General features: G+C 59.2%; 23 protein-coding genes. 12 read left to right on the plus strand and 11 right to left on the minus strand.

Going from position 1 to position 20,746, the window contains the following annotated elements:
- Positions 1-10: 10 nt before the first annotated feature.
- Positions 11-613 carry a protein-L-isoaspartate O-methyltransferase gene (locus Q0837_RS15235; protein ID WP_298470807.1) on the minus strand — a complete coding sequence of 201 codons (603 nt, stop codon included), beginning with the start codon at positions 611-613 and terminating at the stop codon, positions 11-13.
- Positions 614-637: 24 nt separating this feature from the next.
- Between Q0837_RS15235 and Q0837_RS15240 the strand changes: the two genes are divergently transcribed.
- The 4 genes from Q0837_RS15240 to Q0837_RS15255 all read left to right on the plus strand — a co-directional run bounded on the left by Q0837_RS15240 (position 638) and on the right by Q0837_RS15255 (position 4,292).
- The gene (locus Q0837_RS15240) at positions 638-766 is read left to right on the plus strand and encodes a hypothetical protein (protein ID WP_298470810.1); all 129 of its coding nucleotides are present in this window, start codon (positions 638-640) and stop codon (positions 764-766) included.
- Entirely contained in the window at positions 759-2,192 is a 1,434-nt protein-coding gene (fumC, locus tag Q0837_RS15245) for a class II fumarate hydratase (RefSeq protein WP_298470812.1), read from the plus strand. Before Q0837_RS15240 ends, fumC begins: the two co-directional genes overlap by 8 nt.
- A gap of 119 nt (positions 2,193-2,311) precedes the next feature.
- Complete coding sequence (locus Q0837_RS15250) at positions 2,312-3,544, plus strand: sensor histidine kinase (protein ID WP_298470813.1); 1,233 nt, start codon at positions 2,312-2,314, stop codon at positions 3,542-3,544.
- Complete coding sequence (locus tag Q0837_RS15255) at positions 3,537-4,292, plus strand: LytTR family DNA-binding domain-containing protein (protein WP_298470815.1); 756 nt, start codon at positions 3,537-3,539, stop codon at positions 4,290-4,292. Before Q0837_RS15250 ends, Q0837_RS15255 begins: the two co-directional genes overlap by 8 nt.
- Before the next feature lie 143 nt (positions 4,293-4,435).
- Here the strand turns inward: Q0837_RS15255 and Q0837_RS15260 are convergent, their stop codons facing one another.
- Entirely contained in the window at positions 4,436-4,738 is a 303-nt protein-coding gene (locus Q0837_RS15260; RefSeq protein WP_298470816.1) for a UrcA family protein, read from the minus strand.
- On the opposite strand from Q0837_RS15260, the gene Q0837_RS15265 reads away from it, so the two are divergent.
- From Q0837_RS15265 to Q0837_RS15275, 3 genes are all read left to right on the plus strand, one after another.
- Positions 4,737-5,243: a hypothetical protein gene (locus Q0837_RS15265; RefSeq protein ID WP_298470818.1), complete on the plus strand. Its 507-nt coding sequence runs from the start codon at positions 4,737-4,739 to the stop codon at positions 5,241-5,243. The genes Q0837_RS15260 and Q0837_RS15265 overlap by 2 nt on opposite strands.
- A 79-nt stretch (positions 5,244-5,322) precedes the next feature.
- Complete coding sequence (locus tag Q0837_RS15270) at positions 5,323-6,075, plus strand: metallophosphoesterase (protein ID WP_298470819.1); 753 nt, start codon at positions 5,323-5,325, stop codon at positions 6,073-6,075.
- 152 nt (positions 6,076-6,227) lie between these two features.
- Complete coding sequence (locus Q0837_RS15275; protein ID WP_298470820.1) at positions 6,228-6,419, plus strand: hypothetical protein; 192 nt, start codon at positions 6,228-6,230, stop codon at positions 6,417-6,419.
- A 108-nt stretch (positions 6,420-6,527) separates the two neighbouring features.
- Here the strand turns inward: Q0837_RS15275 and rpsI are convergent, their stop codons facing one another.
- From rpsI to Q0837_RS15300, 5 genes are all read right to left on the minus strand, one after another.
- Positions 6,528-7,160, minus strand: coding sequence for a 30S ribosomal protein S9 (gene rpsI, locus Q0837_RS15280; RefSeq protein WP_298470822.1), 633 nt, complete (start codon positions 7,158-7,160; stop codon positions 6,528-6,530).
- A complete protein-coding gene (gene rplM, locus Q0837_RS15285) occupies positions 7,160-7,639 on the minus strand; it encodes a 50S ribosomal protein L13 (protein WP_298470824.1) in 480 nt (159 codons plus the stop codon). The genes rpsI and rplM overlap by 1 nt, the downstream gene beginning before the upstream one ends.
- 170 nt (positions 7,640-7,809) lie before the next feature.
- Positions 7,810-8,535 (minus strand): hypothetical protein, encoded by a 726-nt coding sequence (locus Q0837_RS15290; RefSeq protein WP_298470826.1) that lies wholly within the window; start codon positions 8,533-8,535, stop codon positions 7,810-7,812.
- Positions 8,532-8,867 (minus strand): divalent-cation tolerance protein CutA, encoded by a 336-nt coding sequence (gene cutA / locus Q0837_RS15295; RefSeq protein WP_298470828.1) that lies wholly within the window; start codon positions 8,865-8,867, stop codon positions 8,532-8,534. The genes Q0837_RS15290 and cutA overlap by 4 nt, the downstream gene beginning before the upstream one ends.
- Before the next feature lie 7 nt (positions 8,868-8,874).
- Positions 8,875-9,957, minus strand: coding sequence for a COX15/CtaA family protein (locus Q0837_RS15300; protein WP_298470829.1), 1,083 nt, complete (start codon positions 9,955-9,957; stop codon positions 8,875-8,877).
- A 141-nt stretch (positions 9,958-10,098) separates the two neighbouring features.
- On the opposite strand from Q0837_RS15300, the gene Q0837_RS15305 reads away from it, so the two are divergent.
- From Q0837_RS15305 to Q0837_RS15315, 3 genes are all read left to right on the plus strand, one after another.
- Entirely contained in the window at positions 10,099-10,476 is a 378-nt protein-coding gene (locus tag Q0837_RS15305; RefSeq protein WP_298470830.1) for a MerC domain-containing protein, read from the plus strand.
- A gap of 56 nt (positions 10,477-10,532) precedes the next feature.
- Positions 10,533-11,525 carry a sulfur carrier protein ThiS gene (gene thiS, locus Q0837_RS15310; RefSeq protein ID WP_298470832.1) on the plus strand — a complete coding sequence of 331 codons (993 nt, stop codon included), beginning with the start codon at positions 10,533-10,535 and terminating at the stop codon, positions 11,523-11,525.
- Positions 11,526-11,657: 132 nt separating this feature from the next.
- Positions 11,658-12,164 carry a hypothetical protein gene (locus Q0837_RS15315; RefSeq protein ID WP_298471788.1) on the plus strand — a complete coding sequence of 169 codons (507 nt, stop codon included), beginning with the start codon at positions 11,658-11,660 and terminating at the stop codon, positions 12,162-12,164.
- A 3-nt stretch (positions 12,165-12,167) separates the two neighbouring features.
- Here Q0837_RS15315 and Q0837_RS15320 read toward each other — a convergent pair whose 3' ends face one another.
- From Q0837_RS15320 to Q0837_RS15335, 4 genes are all read right to left on the minus strand, one after another.
- The gene (locus Q0837_RS15320) at positions 12,168-12,626 is read right to left on the minus strand and encodes an SMI1/KNR4 family protein (protein ID WP_366519687.1); all 459 of its coding nucleotides are present in this window, start codon (positions 12,624-12,626) and stop codon (positions 12,168-12,170) included.
- A 3-nt stretch (positions 12,627-12,629) separates the two neighbouring features.
- Entirely contained in the window at positions 12,630-14,483 is a 1,854-nt protein-coding gene (locus Q0837_RS15325; protein ID WP_298471791.1) for a long-chain fatty acid--CoA ligase, read from the minus strand.
- 183 nt (positions 14,484-14,666) lie between these two features.
- Positions 14,667-16,385, minus strand: a complete 1,719-nt coding sequence (gene ggt, locus Q0837_RS15330) for a gamma-glutamyltransferase (protein ID WP_298470835.1) — start codon at positions 16,383-16,385, stop codon at positions 14,667-14,669.
- Between the two features lie 11 nt (positions 16,386-16,396).
- Positions 16,397-17,449 carry a quinone-dependent dihydroorotate dehydrogenase gene (locus Q0837_RS15335; RefSeq protein ID WP_298470837.1) on the minus strand — a complete coding sequence of 351 codons (1,053 nt, stop codon included), beginning with the start codon at positions 17,447-17,449 and terminating at the stop codon, positions 16,397-16,399.
- Positions 17,450-17,783: 334 nt separating this feature from the next.
- Between Q0837_RS15335 and Q0837_RS15340 the strand changes: the two genes are divergently transcribed.
- Both Q0837_RS15340 and Q0837_RS15345 read left to right on the plus strand, forming a co-directional pair.
- Positions 17,784-18,707, plus strand: a complete 924-nt coding sequence (locus tag Q0837_RS15340) for a helix-turn-helix domain-containing protein (protein ID WP_298470838.1) — start codon at positions 17,784-17,786, stop codon at positions 18,705-18,707.
- A 73-nt stretch (positions 18,708-18,780) separates the two neighbouring features.
- Positions 18,781-20,604 carry a DUF885 family protein gene (locus tag Q0837_RS15345; protein ID WP_298470840.1) on the plus strand — a complete coding sequence of 608 codons (1,824 nt, stop codon included), beginning with the start codon at positions 18,781-18,783 and terminating at the stop codon, positions 20,602-20,604.
- The last annotated feature ends 142 nt before the right edge of the window (positions 20,605-20,746 follow it).

Consider the following 20,746-nt stretch of genomic DNA (forward strand, 5'->3'; position numbering starts at 1 on the left):
CTGGCAGAACTCACGAGAAAGACCAGCTTTTCGGTTTGGCGAACGCGTCAAGCACCGGAATTCCGAGATCTTCGACGGGTAGCAGCGATACTTTGCCAGCGATCTTGCGACCCGATGCAAGGCGGGTGACTTCGCGCAACAGCAGACCGGAAACGATCCGGCCATCATCTTCGATGCAGTCTGCGAGACCACCGGGAAGCTGTTCGATGGCACCGTCGACCAAGACGAGCGAATATGACTTGTCGGTTGTGAAATCGGAGGCAGCATCCTTGGCGCTCACAGTGTCGACATGCGCGACGAGCGGGCGCAGTAGTTCAGCGAGGTATCCGGTTCCGCCTTCGACGACGAGCACACGGTCATCGGGCATGGGCGAGGCTTCGATCAGCAATTTTCCGTAGAACAGGGGCGAGGCGAGATAGCCACCATCGCCGAGCGGAATTGCGCGGTCGATATAGGCGATTTCAGCCTTTCCCTCTGGCAGGAACTCTTCGCGCGGCACGGCAATCATTCGGCCGAGCACGAATTCTTCGTTCACACCGCTAGTGCGCAGCTGGCTATCGATCATAGCCTTGCGTGCGGCAGCGGTGTCAAAAGATGCGGCGATATTGGTCATTTGCACTCCGAATAACTGTATTAGATGGGCAATACAGTACGTCAACCCTTCCTATACATCGCGGCGTTCGGTTCCAAGAGCTTTGACGTGTCCGATCCGCAGTGCTTATGGGACCCCGCAATCGACCGGGACAAGGAACGCTTCGATGAGTGACATTCAAAACGACGGCAAGATTTTTGGCGCTACGGGCACAGTTAGGGTCGAAACCGATTCGCTAGGTGAGGTTGCGGTACCGGCGGACGCACATTGGGGTGCCCAGACTCAGCGTAGTCTTGCGAACTTTGCGATTGGCACCGAAACGATGCCAGTGCCGTTGGTAAAGGCGCTTGGAATTCAAAAGCAGTCGTCGGCGAGAGCGAATATGGAACTCGGCGTGCTCGATGCGAAGCTGGGTGATGCCATCGTCCAAGCTGCAGCCGAAGTGATCGACGGTACGCTTGCCAGCCAGTTTCCGCTGAGTGTGTGGCAGACCGGTTCAGGCACCCAGTCGAATATGAATGCCAATGAGGTGATCGCCAGCCGGGCGAATCAGATCCTGACCGGACAGCACGGCGGCAAAGACCCGGTGCATCCGAATGATCACTGCAATATGGGCCAGAGCTCCAACGACACCTTTCCAACCGCGATGCATATCGCTGCGGCGAGCGAGACGATTGAGCAGCTGATCCCGGCGCTGACGCATCTTCATGGCGCGCTCGATTCGAAGGCAAACGCCTTTGCAGACATCGTGAAGATTGGTCGAACGCATTTGCAGGACGCGACCCCTCTGACACTGGGTCAGGAATTCTCCGGCTACGCCAAGCAGGTGGAGTACGGGATTGCCCGGCTCGAAAATGCTCTGCCGCGAGTGCTGGAGTTGGCGCAGGGCGGCACTGCTGTCGGCACTGGGATCAATTCGAAGGCTGGCTTCGCGGAAAAGTTCGCCGCGCACGTTGCCAAGGCCACGGGCCACGATTTCGTCACCGCCGCCAACAAGTTTGAAGCGCTTGCCGCGCATGATGCGCTGGTCGAATTGTCGGGCGCGCTGAATTCGGTCGCGGTCAGCCTGATGAAGATTGCGAACGACGTCCGTTTGCTCGGCTCCGGTCCGCGTTCGGGGCTGGGTGAGATTGCACTTCCGGCAAATGAGCCGGGCTCTTCGATCATGCCAGGCAAGGTCAATCCGACCCAGTGTGAGGCGCTGACCATGGTCTGCGCCCAGGTAATCGGCAATCACACGACTGTGAGTGTGGCAGGCACGCATGGGCATCTGGAACTCAACGTCTTCAAGCCGGTGATGATCTACGGCGTGCTGCAATCGATCCGATTGCTGTCCGATTCGTCGCGCAGTTTCACCGATAACTGCGTTGTGGGAATCGAAGCGAACACCGACCGCATCGACAAACTGATGAATGAAAGCCTGATGCTGGTGACCGCGCTCAACCCGCATATCGGCTATGACAATGCCGCAAAGATCGCGAAGAAAGCGCACGCTGATGGTAGCACGCTGAAAGAGGCTGGTCTCGAACTCGGTTTGCTGACCGAAGAACAATTTGCCGAGTGGATTGTGCCCTCAGAAATGATCAAGCCACGGGATTAAAGGACGATTCGGCACGGTCTACGGTCGTCCCATTTCGACCAAAGTATGACATAGACCGATAATTCGACCGGCGCGGACTTGGCGCTGGACAGGCGGAGGGTCTATTGCGCCCCATGTCCATGGATAAGGCACTGTACACAGAATCGCAGTCGAGCTTGCCGCTGCGCACCGTCGTGATTTCGGCGGTGGGTTTGTGGTCGGTGTATTTCATTTTGATCACAGCGCGCGGTTTTCTGGTCGGGATGGATCTCGACGTCGATCTGCTTTGGCGGCGGGCTACCGTCTGCACAGTCGCCGTTCTGGTCACCCTGGTTCTCTGGGCCATTCTGCGCCTGTTCGAGGCCCGCAAGCGTTGGGTCATGATGGTTGTGGCGCTGGTTGCAGCGCTGCCGGGCGCCGTGCTGATAGCTCAGGTCAACCAAGTCCTGTTTGCGCCGATCCAGATGAAGATGGAGAAGAAATTCGCGGCGGAACGCGGCATCAATCTACGCCGCGACGAAGCCGGGAACCTGTTTGCCGAGATCCCACAAACCACTGGCGGCACGATTGAGGGCGATGATGACGGGCTCGAAGGGACCCCGATGGTCACCGTGACGCTCCAAGACGCTGACGATAAAGGCGAAAAGTGGCTACCGATCGTCGATGCCGCGCTCAGCCGCTACTATATCCTGCTGACTTGGGCATCTTTGTTTATCGCACTTACCGCTATTGCACAGGCCCGCGTGGCCGAGCGCCGCGAAGAGCAATTCAGGTCTGCTGCGAAGGCGGCCGAGCTGCGATCCCTGCGCTATCAGGTCAATCCGCATTTCCTGTTCAACACGCTTAATTCGCTCTCCGCACTGGTGATGACGGGCAAAGCGGATCGGGCAGAGCGGATGATCCAGACAATCAGCCGATTCTATCGCCACAGCCTGGCCGACGAACCAACTTCGGATGTGCCGCTGAAAGACGAATTCGACCTGCAGCAGCTCTATCTCGATATCGAAGCAGTGCGTTTTCCGGAGCGGCTCAAATGCGTGTTCGACCTGCCAGCCGACCTGGCCGATGCGCGGGTTCCGGGCATGATACTGCAGCCTTTGGTTGAAAACTCGGTCAAATACGCGGTTTCGGCAGTGACTCGTGAGATCACGATTACTGTGGCTGCGCGTGAAGAGTTTGATCGGCTTGTTGTGACGGTTGGTGACGATGGACCGGGTGTCCCTGAAGGGGTTGGGCACGGTTTCGGCATTGGCCTTGCCAATGTCCGCGATAGGCTCGAGGCGCGCTTTGGGCCGGATATCGGCCTAACGTCGGCGCCCACTCCCGATGGCTACCAGACAGAAATCCGCATACCGTTGACCCGACATGGCTGATTCAGAAACCGAGACCGCCGCCCTGCGCACCTTGATCGTTGACGATGAACCGCTCGCCGTGGAGCGGATTCAGGTGATTTGCGCCGAGATCAACGCGATCAATGTCGTTGGCACCGCCAGCGACGGCGCAGGTGCCCTACGACTGTCCGACAAGCTCAATCCCGATCTGATGTTGCTCGACATGACCATGCCCGAAGTCGACGGGCTTGGTGTTGCCCGCAAATTGGGTGAAACCGAGAATCCGCCAGCAGTTATCTTCGTGACGGCTCACGATCATTTTGCCGTTGAGGCTTTCGATCTGGAAGCGATCGACTATGTCTTGAAGCCAGTTTCAGCCGACCGACTTGAACGCGCAATCGAGCGCGCGATTGCCCGGCGCGGGGCACGCAAGGAAAAAGCCAGCGAGTGGCTAGAAGAACTGTGGGTGCCGCATCGCTCGGAACTGCTCCGGATCGCGGTGAGCGAGGTTCACCGGATCGATGCCGAGCGAGACTATGTGCGCTTGCATGTCGGGGAGGGAGATCAGTCGCGCTCCTATCTTTTGCTCCAGACCATTGCAGGCCTTGAAGCACGGCTTGATCCCGAAGAGTTCATCCGCATCCACCGCTCCACCATCCTGCGGCGCGACAATATCCGCGGGCTGCGGCACGATGGGCTCGGCGTGTGGTCGGCAGAGCTGCAGAATGGAGACGCGCTGCGGATTGGACGGACCTATCTTTCCAAGGTCAAGGCTATGGCCGGTCGTTGAGGGACTGGCCGTTGAGGTTGGCCGCTGATCGCGCGGCTCCTCGCTAGTTCCAACAAATCCAAAACGAGTGCGGCCCGGACCCCGGGACTGGCTGGGTCCGAGCCGCGATGTGTGCACCGGGGGAGGTGCAAGCTGGTTGTGCGTCAGCCGCCGAACTGTTGATCGGCGATCGCTGTGGCTACCTGGCGCTTGGCGCTGGCACGGGCCTTGGCGTAGCAATCCCGCGCTTCAGATGATTTGAGCCGAGTGCCGGTGCGGATGCGATCGACCTGACAGACTGAACGAGCAGCGGAGTCGATCCGGGCCTGAAGGATTTTCTGGCCCTCTGCCGTTTCGAGATCGAGACCGGCGAAGCTTACCGAAGTGCTTTCACCTTTTGCTGGGCCAGCGAAAGCGGGGGTGGCGACGAGGCCGAGGGCTGCTGCGGCCAATACGATAGTTTTCATGGGGTGTTCTCCTCCTGCCAGTACGCTTCTGTTCGAAGGGGGATCGAACCAAGGGGGACTGAAGAACCGTCCTGACAAGATCGGTTATACGTTCGCCAAGAGAGTCGATCACGCGCTGGTCGATTGCGGGGGGATCGGCGTCGATTGGCGTGGCAGGATCGGGACCGATGTTGGAGTTTCGCCGACAAAAGGGTGTTTCCACCCGACCGGGGTTTACGCCATACTGTCATTCATGAATTTGGCAGTTGCAGTGATCCTGATCCTAGGCGTGGGCAATTTCGCCCTGCATCGCGCGGTTCTGGACAGCGATCATCCCATGATCGGGCAGATGCCCGGCTTCGTGCATTCACTGGGTGGCCGGCTGTCGCTTGTGGCAGAGTTTCTTGTGCTGCTCGCCGCTGCGCTCTTGGCTGCAAATGGCTGGCCGATGCTAGCATGGGCCTACGCGGGCTACAGCGGGCTGAACGCTCTCGCTGCATGGCTGATACTGACTGGACGGATTTGAGCGGATCGCGGGTGCCGCGCCATCAAGAGCGTACTTATTCGTTGCAGTGCGCCGCTATTCCCGCTCTTGAACGGAAACAATGACAACCAGACTATTCCATATCAGCGATGTGCATTTCGGTGTCGAAGACAGCGCTGCACTGGCGTCGGTAGCAGAAGCGGTTGTGCGCGAACGGCCTGATGCGGTTGTTTGCACCGGAGATCTGACGCAGCGCGCGAAGCACAGCGAATATGCCGCGGCTGCTGAGTGGTTTGCCTCGCTGGGTGTCCCCATCTGGCTCGATCCTGGTAATCATGACATGCCCTATTACAGTCCAATCGAGCGCTTCACCGATCCGTATCGCCGTTACCGGCGCCTGAAAGACCGTGTGGCGAGCGATTACTCGTCTGAAGACGTTGTATTGGTCCCGCTCAAGACAACGGTCCGAGCGCAGCGGCGCTTTCCTTGGTCTGACGGGGTGGTGATGCGCAGCGCGCTTGGAAGAACTCTTGAGCAATTGGCCAAGCTAAAGGACGATCCGCGCACTGTGATTGTCACTGCGCACCACCCATTGCTGGGCCCGCATGATGAGCGAGGCAATCCGACCATAGGCGGCGACCGCGCTTTTGCCGCGATTGCCGCCGCCGGAGCAGACGCCGTGATCTCTGGTCATGTCCACCGACCCTTCGACGAAGTTCGCATTCGAGGCGATCATTCGGCTCGGATGATCGGCGCTGGCACCTTGTCGACAAGGCTGCGGCACGGGGAACCCGCTTCGTATCAGACCCTCACTATTGAGCCGGGCGGAGCGGTCGAAGTCGAGCTGCGCCGCTTCGCTGACGGGCATCCGTGATTGTCCCCTCCGGGCGCTTAACCTTTTTTATCGCATCGTCGGTAACGATTTGTTGTGCACATCCGTTTAGGCGATCTCCTGCATAACAACGTGAGCGGTCGCAAAATTAGCTTTTTTGGGTGTGCAACCTTCCGGTGAAGGCGCGAGTGGACATGGTTAAAGCAATTCTTTTTGGAGCGATCCTGACCTGGTGTGTTGCACTGGTCGTAGGCTCGCAGGGGTCCAATGGTGGAGCGCTCGCGGTCCATGCAATGGATGTCATCGACTATAAGATGTACTGGTCCTGGCCGATGTTCCTGGCGGGAACGGGCCTATCGTGGGGCCTATTGCTTCTTCAGAAGTAGACAAGGTCCCGGTCTGCCCAATGAGGCGACCGGACCACTGAACGCAAAAAGGGCGGCTCCCAATGGGAAGTCGCCCTTTTGTTGTGACCGCAAAGCGATCGCAGCGAATTAACGCTTCGAGAACTGGAAGCTACGACGTGCTTTCGCGCGGCCATACTTCTTACGCTCAACCACGCGGCTGTCGCGGGTGAGGAAGCCAGCCGACTTCACGGTCGCGCGCAGTTCCGGCTCGTACTTGGTCAGAGCCTGGCTGATGCCGTGCTTGACTGCGCCGGCCTGACCGGAGAGTCCGCCGCCGCGCACAGTTGCAACGATATCATACTGACCGGCACGATCGGTGATCGCGAACGGCTGGTTGATGATCAGACGCAGGGTCGGACGTGCGAAATACGCTTCCTGATCCTTGCCATTGATCGTGATCTTGCCAGTGCCTGGTGTGAGCCAGACGCGAGCAACGGCGTCCTTACGGCGACCGGTCGCGTAAGCGCGGCCCTGTCCGTCGAGCTCTTGCTCACGTAGCGGAGCAGCTGGGTTCTGGGCGATCTCGGCTGCATCCGCAGCTGGTGCGTCACCGGCAATGTCTTTCAGATCGGCGAGATCAGATACGGTCTCAGCAGGTTTGGCTTCCGCTTCCGCCGCGGTTTCGGTGGTCGCAGCTGTTTCGGTAGCTGCAGGGGTTTCCGCTGCAGTTTCGGCCCCAGTTTCAACCCCAGTTTCTGCGTTGTTCTTTTCGTCAGCCATTATCCGGTGACCTTGTTCTTGCGATTCATGGAAGCGACGTCGAGCACTTGCGGGTTCTGCCCGTCATGCGGATGCTCGGTGCCATTATAGAGGTGCAAAGCGCGCATCTGATCGCGGCCCAGCGGACCGCGCGGGATCATGCGCTCAACCGCTTTTTCAAGCACGCGCTCAGGGAAACGGCCTTCGAGGATCTTCTCTGGCGTGGTTTCCTTGATGCCACCGGGGTGGCCGGTGTGCTTGTAATAGATCTTCTTGCTCGCCTTGTTGCTGGTGAATTTCACCTTGTCGGCGTTGATCACGATCACGTGATCGCCGCAATCGACATGCGGCGTGTAGCTCGGCTTATGCTTGCCGCGCAGGATGTTGGCGATGATTGAAGCGAGCCGACCGACCACAAGGCCGTCGGCATCGATCAGGTGCCAGTTCTTTTCGACCTCGGCCGGTTTAATCGACCGGGTCTGTTTGCTCAGAGCCTTCATGGCTGTTTCCTTGACCCAAATTGGATGATTGAACTCGCGAGTCGGAAAAAGGGTAACCGAGACACGAAAGTGCGGCGCATCTGTGCGGCGAAGGCGTGAAAGTCAAGCAAAAGCGGGACTTTCAGGGGAGGTAAAATGATACCGCGCTGATAAATCAGCCGTCCTGAGGGTCAGATCGAAGACATTGACCAGACTTCGCGCGAGAGGCGCTGGCTCTGCCCGATCCGGGTGACGACACGGCGAACAGCGTATTCCAACCAGCCTCGACCGGGTTTCGAGCGCGCATCGTAAGTGATCTCGAACTCGCCCGACATACCGCCTGGCAGTTCGACCGAGCGAACCGCACGCATGCCTTCACCCGCTGGGAAGAACAGGTCGCGCGGCAATTGCTTAAGAAACGTGGTGCCAGTGCGTTGAAGCTGCGAAAGATACAGCATTTGCTGAGACTTCGCAGCCGCCGGGATCGGCCTGTCTGCGATCATGGTCTCGGCCTCCCGCACTGCTGCGGCAAGGTCCTGGTGTTTGGTGTATTGTCCGGCGGCGGCGATGACACCGTTCGCACTCAGTAAGATAGGAAACATATCTGCAGTCGATCTTGATCGCTCGATCTCTGCGATGGATGCGAGCTGCCGAGGCGCGTCCACAGTAACAGACACTTGCTGGCCAAGAACTGCAAAACCGCTGCCCTGAGGCTTGAACTCAATCTGCCAAGCCCGCTCAACTGCCAGGATCGCTCCATCCCGCATCCCGCGTTCGAGTCTGCGGACCAGCCGCATCGGACGCAATGGAATATCCAGACCGTGCGCTGCGGACAGCAACGCTGGGGCGGAAAAATAGCCTGCAAGCATTCCGGCCGCACAGCCGCGCAACGCGCCTCGACGCGTGATCCCCCTCATGATGGCTCCCTTGCCCCAATGACGCCGAGCCAGGCGAGCGTTGCTGGATGGGCAGCATCACAGCGCCAAGCTACAATTGCCGGTGTATCATAAGGGTGAAGCTGGCCCAAACGCTCGACCATTCGGTCAACGATACCAGCGTTGGTTTTGAAGAGTACTGCGACTTCTGTGCCGCTACCGCGTTCGCCGCCCCATTCGAAAATGGATTCGATGTCGCCGATAACATTGGCGCACCCGATCAAGCGTTCATCGAGGAGCAGCCCGGACACATCGCGGGCCGTTGGGCGATCAGGGAAGGGGCACCAGGCGAGCGCCGCGATGACCTTTTTCATGGTTCACCTACCTTGCAATGCGTCCGGCAGCCTGCCTCACGCCATCGGCGTGCATGGCCCACGCGACACTTGCAACCAGCAGTGCTCCGGTGAGTTGATGCGCGACAGCGATCCATAGGGAAACGCCGCTCAGCACTGTTGCAATCCCGAGAATGATCATGAGGCCAAACGCGCTGTGCACGGCGACTGAAGCGCGCCGCTCGAATTGGCGGACCCGCCGCGATATCCACACCAGCGCCGCTACCGCGACCCATGCCCACCAGCGGTGCAGGAAATGCAGCAGGAACGGATCATGAGTCAGCGTCCACCAGAATCCACCGGACCAATCGACTTCGGGAACCAGTCTTCCATTCATCAGAGGCCAGTCATAGGCCGCGTGTCCCGCATTGAGACCGGCAACCCATGCTCCAAGCAGCAATTGAATGAACAGGACGCCAGCGACGATGCCAGAAACAAGCGTAAGCGGTGCGGCGCCCGAGGCTGGGTCCCGCGCCAATCGCCTCAGGTCCAATGCAGTCCAGATCAACCCGCCGAGCGTGAAAAGCGCCGTTAGCAAGTGGACCGAGAGCCAGAAATGGCTGACATCGGTCATCTGTCCCGACAATCCGCTGCGCACCATCAACCAGCCAAACGTCCCTTGCAGAGCGCCGAGCCCCAACAAAGCAATCAGGCGCGGCTTGTAGCCGATGGGAATTGCGCCCTTTATCCAGAACCAAAGCAAGGGAAGCCCGTAGGCGAGACCGATTATTCGTCCCAGAAAGCGGTGAAACCACTCCCAGAAATAGATGAACTTGAACTCGGACAGCGTCATTCCGCCGACGCTTGCCTCGTAACGATATTCAGGAGTCGCGCGGTACTCGGCGAACTCCGCTTCCCAAGCTGCCTCTGATAAAGGTGGCAGAGTGCCGGTCACAGGCTGCCACTGAGTGATCGACAGACCGCTTTCGGTCAGCCGCGTGATCCCACCGACCATCACGATGATTACGATCATGAATGCCACCACTTCGAGCCACCGAGCGAGTGCGAGTGGTGTCGCACTGGCCGGGAGCAGGGTGCTATCCGATAAAGGTGTAGGGGCTGTGGTTGCCATTATTGCGCCTAATTGTGCCGCACGAAGCTGAGTTGCAAGTCCGATTGCCGCAAGCGGCGATGCGCCGACCGCAAGTTTGTTGGGCCCTGATACTCTCAACACTTGCGAAATGTAACAACATTACATATGTGCATTCTCGCCATGGCAGACACACATGATTCTTCAACGGTACGGCGGCGCCTGGATCACATCGGGATCGGGCTGGCTGGTCTGTGCGCGCTCCATTGCCTGGTCACGATCCTCATTGTCTCGGCCCTTGGGCTGGGCGGACACTTCCTCGCTTCGCCGGAGATTCACCGTTTCGGTCTGGCACTTGCGCTGATCGTCGCTGCGGTTGCGATAGGCTGGGGGGCGCTCAAGCACCGCCGCCGAGCTCCATTTGTCACTGCGATGATGGGTCTGACCTTTATGGGCGGGGCTTTGGCTGCCCCACACGGAACGTTTGAATTCGTCCTTACGCTGATCGGCGTTGGACTGGTTTCTCTCGGCCACCTGCTCAATCTGAAGGCTTCGCGCTAGCAGGCCCCTCGAAACTCATGGTTGCGCGCGCGCGCCATGGCCCTATTTCCAGCCCCATGAGCGATACCAAGACCATCACCCTGAACGGCGAATCGCGCCAGACACCGGCAGCAACAATTGCCGATCTCGTGCGCGAACTTGAACTCACGCCCGAGAAAGTCGCAGTCGAACGCAATGGCGAGATTGTGCCGCGCTCGACGCTGGAGCAAGCGGCACTCGGCGCCGGCGACACGCTGGAAATCGTCCATTTTGTCGGTGGCGGCGACCATCAAGGTGCCGCGCCAGACACATGGACCGTCGCTGGTCGCACCTTCACGTCGAGGCTGATAGTCGGAACCGGCAAATACAAGGATTTCGAGGAGAACGCTGCTGCGGTTGAGGCGAGCGGCGCAGAAATCGTCACAGTGGCTGTACGCAGGGTCAATGTCAGTGATCCCAAAGCACCGATGCTGACCGACTTCATCGACCCCAAGAAAACCACCTATCTGCCCAACACCGCCGGATGCTTTACAGGTGAAGATGCCGTGAGGACCCTGAGATTGGCGCGCGAGGCGGGCGGCTGGGACCTCGTAAAGCTCGAAGTGCTCGGTGAAGCACGCACGCTTTATCCGGATATGCGCGAAACATTGAAAGCAACGGAGACTCTCGCGAAAGAGGGATTTCTGCCGATGGTATATTGCGTCGACGATCCCATTGCGGCGAAGCAGCTCGAAGATGCCGGTGCCGTCGCGATCATGCCGCTTGGCGCACCGATCGGCTCCGGACTGGGTATCCAGAATCAGGTCACGATCCGGCTGATCGTCGAAGGCGCCAATGTCCCGGTGTTGGTCGATGCTGGGGTGGGTACAGCGTCTGACGCAGCAGTCGGAATGGAGCTGGGCTGCGACGGTATCCTGATGAACACCGCCATAGCAGAGGCAAAGCACCCCATCCGCATGGCCCGCGCCATGAAACTCGCAGTCGAAGGCGGCCGTGAAGCCTATCTCGCAGGGCGCATGGGTCGCCGGAAGTATGCGGATCCCTCAAGCCCGCTTGCTGGTTTAATCTAGGTCACGATCGGTCGCTTCGTGATCGGGGTGGCAGCGCAAAAAAGCCAACCACGCTTACCGCGTATTAACCAAGTTAGCCGACAAATGTCTTCCAACAGGGAGACGACCGTGACACTTGCCAATACAGCCACGATGGCCATCAGCGAGATGCGTGAATTTGCGGGGTTCGCCCCGTGCGAGCAGCGCTATATCAAGCGCAGTCTCGACATCGGGCTGGCGCGCTGTGATGCGTTCAAGCTGTGGGGTCGGACCGAGCACGAAAACACCGCGATCCGCCGGCAGTATGTCGTCTACCAGGACCTGAAGTCGCTGCGCGATATCGTGCCGCAAGAGGGCACAATCGGCGAGATCGAGCGCTTTATCGGCAAGCTGGTGCGGATGGTGACATTCGACCTTGAACAGGAGCGGATCGAGAGCTTTTCGGCCTTCCGCTTTCTCTATGAGCGCCTGCTGGGTGCCGAAGCGCGCCCATACCTGCCCGCAGCCTTCTGCGCCGCCGCCGCCCTGCCGCAAATCCGCCCGCAGCAGCGCAAGGTTCTGCTGCAATCGCTTAGTGAAGCGGCAGCGACCGCCCCGGGATGGTCGGAGCGAGCGCCGAGCTTTTATCCGGAATTTGTCGAGGATGTTGAGGCGGCTTAAGTCTCAGTTCTTGAGGCTGTTGTAGAGGTTCAACCAGTCCTCGAAGCTATCGGCGAGCTTGTCTGAAGTTCCAAAATCGTGATCGAAGAACCAGACCTCGTCGCGGTTTCCAGTCGTCGATGTCGGGAATGCAAATAGGTTGCCAGAGCAGTCGCTGGCGAAAGCGATCAAGTGTTCGGGCATGCCCATTTCTCGCCAGTCGATCGTGGACGAGGCAATATCCTCAGGGGAATGAAAATCACTTAGATCGGGTAGATCGATCTCATGATCACATATGAAATCGAGCAGCTCGATGGTCGGACTCGGGAGGCCGGCACGTAAGATTGCACTCTTGTATGACCGCGGGAGCTCGGAGCCCAATTCTTGTTCAGCCATTACCAAGGCGGCCTCAGTCACGGGTTTGGCCTCGTGGTAACTTCCGCCCCACGCCTTCGTGAACGCCGTGAGCGCTGCACTGCTCACGCCTCAATACAACCCGTCGATCCGCTCCTGATACCGATCACGGATCTTGTGACGCCTGATTTTCATGCTCGGCGTCATCTCTTCATTGTCAATCGCGAAGGCCTCATCCGCAAATTCGAACTTGCGGACTTTTTCGACCACCGATAGGTCCTTGTTCGTCCGGTCGACGGCTGCACGTACTGCTTTTTTGAAAGCCGGCAGGTCTTGCAGCGCTTTCATGTCGAATTTCTCGTCGTTCGCGCGCGCCCATTCTAGCGCCCATTCGGCGTCTGGAACAATCAGGCCCACGACGTAAGGCCGCTTGTCGCCGCTCACCATCGCCTGCGCGATTTCCGGCTGCAATGTCAGCATGCCTTCGATCTTTTGCGGCGCGACATTGTCGCCCTTGTCGTTGACGATCATGTCTTTCTTGCGGTCGGTGATCACGATCCGGCCCTTGTCGTCCAAGTGGCCGATATCGCCAGTGTGCAGCCAGCCATCCTGGATCGTACGCGCGGTTTCGGCGTCGTTCTGCCAGTATCCGTGCATCACCAGCTCGCCGCGGCACAGGATCTCGCCATCCTCGGCGATCTTGATCTCGACCCCGCGCATGGGCGGGCCGACCGTGTCCATCTTTAGGCCGACCTGGGGCCGGTTACAGCTCATCACCGGACCAGCCTCGGTCTGGCCGTAACCCTGAAGCATGGTGAGACCCATCGCTTCGAAGAAATTGCCGACATCGGGGTTGAGCGGGGCGCCGCCAGAAACCATCGCCTTGATCCGCCCGCCAAATTTCTGACGGATTTTCGGGCGGAGCGTCTTCTCGACCAGGAAATCCAGCGGCTTGTCGCGTTTTCGGGTTCTGCCCTCGGTCGAATTGTCGGCGATCTTGATCGCCTTATCGAGCATGAAGTTGGCAACTTTGCCTTGCTTCTCGATCTGCTTGATGATCCGCGTGCGCAGCACCTCGAACAGGCGCGGAACCACCACCATGATGGTCGGGCGCACTTCTTCGATATTCGAAGCGAGCTTCTCGAGACCTTCTGAATAGAAGATTTCGGCGCCCACCGCGATTGGCAGATATTGCCCGCCGGTGTGTTCGTAAGCATGGCTGAGAGGGAGGAAGGACAGGAAGCGTTCGTCCTGAATGCCAAAGTCGGTGATCAGGATCTCAGCAGCGCCAGCGACATTGCAGAGGATCGATCCGTGGTGTTGCTTCACGCCGCGCGGCGCGCCGCCGGTACCGCTGGTGTAGATCAGACAAGCGGTATCTTCGCGGGAGATCGTGGCAATGCGTTCGTCGACCGCCTTGCGCGCCGATGCAGCGTCGCCTTCGATCAGCTTGCCCCAATCGTGATACTCGAAGCTGCTGGCCTGCTTGCGGTGCAGGTCTTCGATTCCGATCACGTGCTCGGCAATGCCGGTCGACTGGATCGCGCCGTGGAGCGGTCCGAGTAGCTTCTCGTTTGATACGATAACTGCGCGCGCGCCCGAATTGTCCAAAATATGACAGTGATCGCGCTCGGTGTTGGTCGTGTAGGTCGGCACCGAAATGCAGCCCGCAGCCATAACGGCAAGGTCGGCGATGCACCATTCCGGGCGGTTTTCGGAAACCAGCGCGACGCGGTCGCCATCGTTCAGGCCGATATTGCGCAGGCTTTCCGCGAGCAGGCAGACGTCATCCGCCACTTCGGCCCAGCTTTGCGTGACCCATTCGCCATCACGCTTGCGGCCAAGGAACGGCGCGTCACCCTTTTCATCGGCACGCTTGAGGAAAAGCTCGACCAGATTGGTGGCTGCGTCGATATCCTGCAAATGCTGATCATCGGCCGGGTTCACGACGGGTGCCGCACTGGGCGGTACGGTTGGGGAATGCACTGACATACTCCTGCGCCCTGGGCGGGCTCCTCCTCCCTCAAACCGGCACCTGCATTGCGGCGCGGCTCGACCGGGATATGTTTCCTCTATGCGTCCGAATTAGGGACTGATTGCCGTAGCGGCAAGTTCTGCTACCACAGCAATCCGGCACCAATTAGGATTGAAGACAGGAATTTCAGAGCCTTACTCGTAGACAAGTTTCGGCGCGATCCGCGGGTCGGTGGCGACTTCCCAGTTGCCATCATCCTTGCGGCGCAGCGCGTTCGCTTTGAGCGGCGGCCCGAAGGCGCGGATCTGTTGGTGGCCTCGCGCCTTGAAATCATCTTCCATGCCCTCAAGCACCGTGCCCTTTTCGATCACGACTGATGGGCCAAAGGCCATGATAAGCGGAAGGCCGAGCGCTTCCTGCGCGGTCATGCCGAAATCAACCACGCCGATGATCGAGCGAGTGACCTGCACGGGGATCGTCGGTCCGCCAGCCGCGCCGATCACCAGTACGACGTCACCGTTTGCATCGAAGACGATGGTTGGAGCCATCGACGAGCGTGGCCGCTTGCCGCCTTCAACCCGGTTGGCGACCGGCTTGCCATCGCGCTCTGGCGAAAGGCTGAAGTCGGTCAGTTCGTTGTTGAGGTAGAACCCACCGAAGAACAGGCCCGACCCAAACGCGCCTTCGATCGTGGACGTGTAGCTGATTGCATTGCCGTCACCATCGACCACCGAGAAATGGGTGGTGCCGTTTTCCATCGGTTCGTCGCCATCGGCGCGGGCGAGCGGTGCGCCCGGAGGTGTGCCGGGCTTCGCTTCTGCCAGCGCCTTGGCTGGATCGATCAACGCGCTGCGGCTGGCTATGTAATCGGGGTCAACCAGACCGGAAACAGGCACCGACACGAAGTCCGCGTCGCCAATGTACAGCTCGCGGTCGGCATAGGCGACGCGCTGCGATTCCAGAAAAAGGTGCCAGAATTCCGCGCTGTCCGGGCCGAGCGCGGCGAGGTCGAACCGCTCAAGCTGGCCCAGCATCTGCGCCACCGCAACTCCGCCAGAGGAAGGCGGGCCCATACCGCACACTTTGTAAGTGCGATACTTCGCGCAGACTGGATCGCGCTCTTTCGCTTTGTAGGCATTGATGTCCGCAGTGGTCATCGTGCCGTCTTGCGGGGTCTCCGTCGCGATATACTCGGCGATGTCTGCTGCGTTGTTCTGATACATCGCTTCCGGACCGGTGACGGCGATGTCCTCCAGAACCTCGGCGAGATCAGGATTGCGTATCAGCGTTCCGACTGGTTTGGCTTCTCCACCAGGGCCAAAGAAGACGCGGCGAGCTTGCTCGGTTTTGCCGGCGCGTTCTTTACGGCTGGTCAGCGACTCGTTCAGCCGGCGGTTCATCACGAAGCCGTCTTCGGCGAGCTTGATTGCGGGCTGGAACAGCTGCGACCAAGGCAGCTTGCCGTAGCGAGCATGCGCTTCAGCTGCGAGCGCGATGTTACCAGGGACGCCGACGCTAAGGCCCGACGTTATACGCTTGTCACGGGGCAGCCGCTCGCCTTCGCTGTCAAGAAAGCGGGTTTGGGTTGCGGCCGCAGGAGCGGTCTCTCGCCCATCGATCGTTACAAGGCTGTCGCCATCAGACCGGACCATGAAGCCGCCGCCGCCGATGCCCGAACTTTGCGGCTCGACGACCGTCAAAGCGAGCATCACCGCAATCGCGGCGTCGGTCGCAGAACCGCCCATCGCCAGTATTTCTTCGCCCGCTTCGGTTGCTCTCGGGTCAGCAGCGCTGACGGCACCGCGCGAAGATGGCTCGGCGGCTGGTGTTACCGCAGAGGTTGGCTCACTGTATTCGGCGCAACCGCCCAAAGAGGCGGCGAGGGCGAGGCAGGTAAGAAGTGTCTTTGTCATAGTTTCTCGCGCTATTCGGTTCCGATCGCTTCGGCAATGCTGGTGAAGCCGTCGCGCCGCATCAACCGCTCAAGCCCGCGAACGATCCGTGCACCAAGACCCGGACCTTCATAGACCATGGCGGAGTAGAGCTGGACCAGACTGGCACCGGCACGGATGCGCTCCCAGGCGTGATCGGCGCTGGATATCCCGCCAACTCCGACTAGGGGGATCGCGCCCCCGGTTGCCTTGCGGAAATCGCGCAGCCTCTCCAGCGCAAGCGCGCGCAACGGCGCTCCCGATAGGCCGCCCGTCTCGGTGGCATGGTGAGAGCGAAGTTCGGGACGCGAAATCGTGGTGTTGGAGACGATCAGTGCCCCGAGCTGTTTGTCGATCGCGATGCGGGCGATCGCATCGATATCGGCTGGTTCCAGGTCGGGGGCGACTTTGAGGAAGATTGGCGGTTTTGCGCCACCTTCCGCTTCCGCCCGTGCATCGATCACCGCGTCGATCAGCGACGTCAGCGCCGATTCGTCCTGCAGAGCCCTGAGCCCCGGGGTGTTGGGGCTTGAGATGTTCACGGCAAGGTAGCTGGCATAGGGTGCCATCATCCGCGTCATCGTCGCGTAATCCGCGATTCGATCTTCGGAATCCTTGTTTGCGCCGACATTGATCCCGAGAATACCCGGACGGGCCTGCCGCGCCTTGATTCGTGCCAGCGCCGCTTCACCGCCCGCATTGTTGAACCCCATGCGGTTAATTACGGCATTGTCCTCAACCAGCCGGAAAAGGCGCGGTTTGGGATTGCCCGCCTGCGGACGCGGCGTGATCGACCCGACTTCGGTGAAGCCAAATCCGAGCCCTAGCAATGCGTCGGGCACCTCGGCGTCTTTGTCGAAACCAGCCGCGACGCCCACGGGATTGGGAAACGACAACCCAGCCACATCGATCGAGAGCGGCCCTGCATCTTTGGGGCGAGAACCTACGCCTCGTGCCGGCAGCTTCTTGAGCGAGGCGATGGCAAGCCGGTGGCCCGTTTCCGAATCGAGAGCAAATATTGCGGGTTTGAGAAGTCGGAACAGCATTGCCGCCGCCTAAGCCAAATTCGATTCGCCTGTCGAGGGGTCGTTTGGCGATCAGCGATTGGCTCGGTTTGATGACGCAGAAGGCTCCTTAGCCCTGCGCCCCGATTCTAAGAGTCGGTAAAATCGCTAGAAAAATCACTTAGGGTTAAACCTTGTCGTTTGCATACAATTCTTCCCGCGGAAGTGTGGCTAGACATCTCCCTGCGACCCGAAGGGCTCGGAGCAGCAATGCGAAGAGTTCCTCAACTCAAATGGGCGGCCCACACACTGGGCCGCCCTTTTTTTGTGCCATTCTCAGTAAAACCAGTTACATGACGCGTGTCGGGGCGCTCGCATGTACGATTCTGAAGATCCATACACAGACCAGGACTCGCTGGATTTCGGTAAGGCCGATTACGAGCTTACCGCGTCATCGCTCATCACTGTCGATTACATCGCTCCTCCTGCAGCGATCAGCGACTATGTCACGACGCTCTATCACTTCCGCTGCGAAGAACCGGTTATCCGCGATATTCAGCCCGCGTCGGTCGGTCATCTCAGCCTGTTTCCGCGCGGCAAAGGCGAGATGCACTTTCGCGAAGGACACCGCGATCCCAATCCTGAAATCGCAATCCTGACGCCGCTTTCGACAGCGACGCCGATTATCGTCAACGGGCCATTCCATGTGATTGGCGCAGCGTTGACGCCGCTTGGATGGGCGTCGCTGACAGGTCTTCACGCTGGTGACTATCGAGATCGCTTGCGCGAGGCCAGTGAGATCCTCGGTGAGGATATTGGTCCAATCGGTCAGGACCTCATCCGAGATTATCGCTCGGGTACGAAAAGCGGCCGTGACTGCGCACTAGCTCTGGGCGAATATATTGGAGGCAAGGTCAAGCCCATCAATTCGCGCCATGCGGAGCTGATTCGCGTGGTGAACAATTGGCTTGGGTCGTCGCTGAATCCGGAACTGAGCGAATTGATGGGGAAAGCGGCCTATTCGGATCGTCAGGTTCAGCGCCTGACCGAACGGTACTTCGGGCTCCCGCCGCAAGCGTTGGCGCGCAAGTACCGGGCGTTGAGAGCCGCTGCCCTTCTGTCATTCCCTCAGCTCACTCCCGAGTTCGAAGCCGAATTGGGCAATGCGTTCTTTGATCAGCCGCACATGATTCGCGAGATCAACCGGTTTGCCGGACGGACGCCGGCACGCCTGTCGGACGATGACAACCCGTTTCTCAGCGAAATGATCGACCCAAAGAATTTCCGCGAGCTGGGATAGTTTGTGCGCTGCGCGGCACTTATTACGTGCTGCTACGTTATTCGTTTTTGGCAGCATCAACCGAGGGATCTTCATGCGCCGTTTCGTTCTGCTTTCCGCTTCCGCCTTTGCTCTTGCCGCTCCAGCGGTCGCGCCGACTCTGGCCGAGACTGCTCCCGAGAGTGCAGCTGAAGCGGCCCAATCGGGCATCAACATCCTGTTCGAAGAATACGATGTGGCACGGCTGGAACTGTCTCCGACAAGTAAGGCCTATCGCGGCATTCGCGACGAGGATTACGGCAAGTGGGACGAGGTTTCCGACGCCGCTGACGAACGCGAGCATCGGCTGCTCCAGGATAACGCAGCGAAGATGCGCGCGAGCTATGACCTAGGCGGCTTGTCCGAACAGGATGCGCTTTCTTACCGCCTGTTCGAGCTGACCGCCGAACGCAGCGCGTCACTCTATCCGTTTCGCAAGAATGGCTTTTTGTTCGATCACCGCCGAGGTGCGCATACCTCGATACCAGCGTTCCTGATCAACATTCATCGGATTAGCACGACGGAAGATGTAGATGCGTACATCTCTCGGATCGAAGGTATCGGGCCGCAGCTTGACGCCCTAATTGCCGAAAGCCGCGAACGAGCCAGTGCAGGCGTCATGCCTCCCGACTGGGTCTATCCATATGTGATTTCGGATCTGGAAGCACTGATCGCAGCCGGTGATGACAACGCCGTACTTCAGGACTTCAACCAGAAACTATCACCGTTCATTCCCGATCTGCCAGAAGGTTCGCAGGCGGAAGCCAGCATGGCTATTGCGATGATGGATATGGCTCGCGAGGCGTGGAATACGTCCGCACTCCCAGCTTACGAGCGCCTGCTTGCCGAAATGAAACGGCAGCAAGCGATCGCTCCGACCGACGATGGCATCTGGCGCTTGCAGAACGGTGATGAATACTACGCTGCTCTTCTCAAGAGCTACACGACGACCGATCTGACCGCTGACGAGATCCACAATATCGGCCTGGGCGAGGTTGAACGTATCCACGGTGAAATGCGCGCCATCATGACCAAGGTCGGGTTCAAAGGCAGTCTGCAGGACTTCTTCGAATTCACCCGCACAGACGACCGGTTCTTTTACGAGACGCGCGAGGACTATCTGCGCGACGCACAGGCCAAGCTGGATGCGATGGAAGTCAAACTGCCCGACTATTTCGGCAGGCTCCCCAAGGCAAAAATGATCATCAAGCCGGTTGAGGCGTTCCGTGAAAAGAGCGCCGGCAAGGCATTCTACCAAAGCCCCGCGCCAGACGGTTCTCGCCCGGGCACCTATTATGTGAACCTCTATAACCTCCGGGACATGTCGAAAAACGAGCTGGAGGCGCTCGCCTATCACGAGGGGTTTCCAGGCCACCACTTACAGCGCGCGCTGCAAACCGAACTCGGCGATCTGCCGCCATTCCGCCGGTTCGGTGGCTGGACGGCCTATACCGAAGGGTGGGGCCTCTACACCGAGGAATTGGGCAAGGACATGGGCTTCTATGAAGACCCGCATTCCGATTTCGGACGGCTCGGAATGGAGCTGTGGCGGGCCTGCCGGCTAGTCGTCGACACCGGCATCCACTCGAAGAAATGGAGCCGCGAGGAAGCGATTGCCTACCTTTCCGAGAGCACCCCCAATCCGCAGGGCGACGTGGTCAAGGCGATCGAGCGCTACATCACCACTCCGGGCCAGGCGACAGCCTACATGATCGGCAAACTCAAGATTATGGAACTGCGCGAAAAAGCCCGAACGGAGCTTGGAGACAAGTTCGACATTCGCGGGTTCCACGATACCGTGCTTGTCAGCGGACCGGTGCCGCTTTCGATTCTGGAAGAGAATGTCGATGGCTGGATTGCGAGCACGAAGGGCGTCTGATCGATTGAATGGTACCACAGGTATCTTCGATGTATTGAAATGTCGCTGAGGTACAATGCGCCCACCAATTCGCCCCTTAATCACTGTCCCCGCAGTATCCAAAATGGGTCAATCAGACCTGGTTTCGATACCTGTGGGTCGG

Source organism: uncultured Erythrobacter sp., assembly GCF_947499705.1.
GTDB lineage: Bacteria > Pseudomonadota > Alphaproteobacteria > Sphingomonadales > Sphingomonadaceae > Erythrobacter.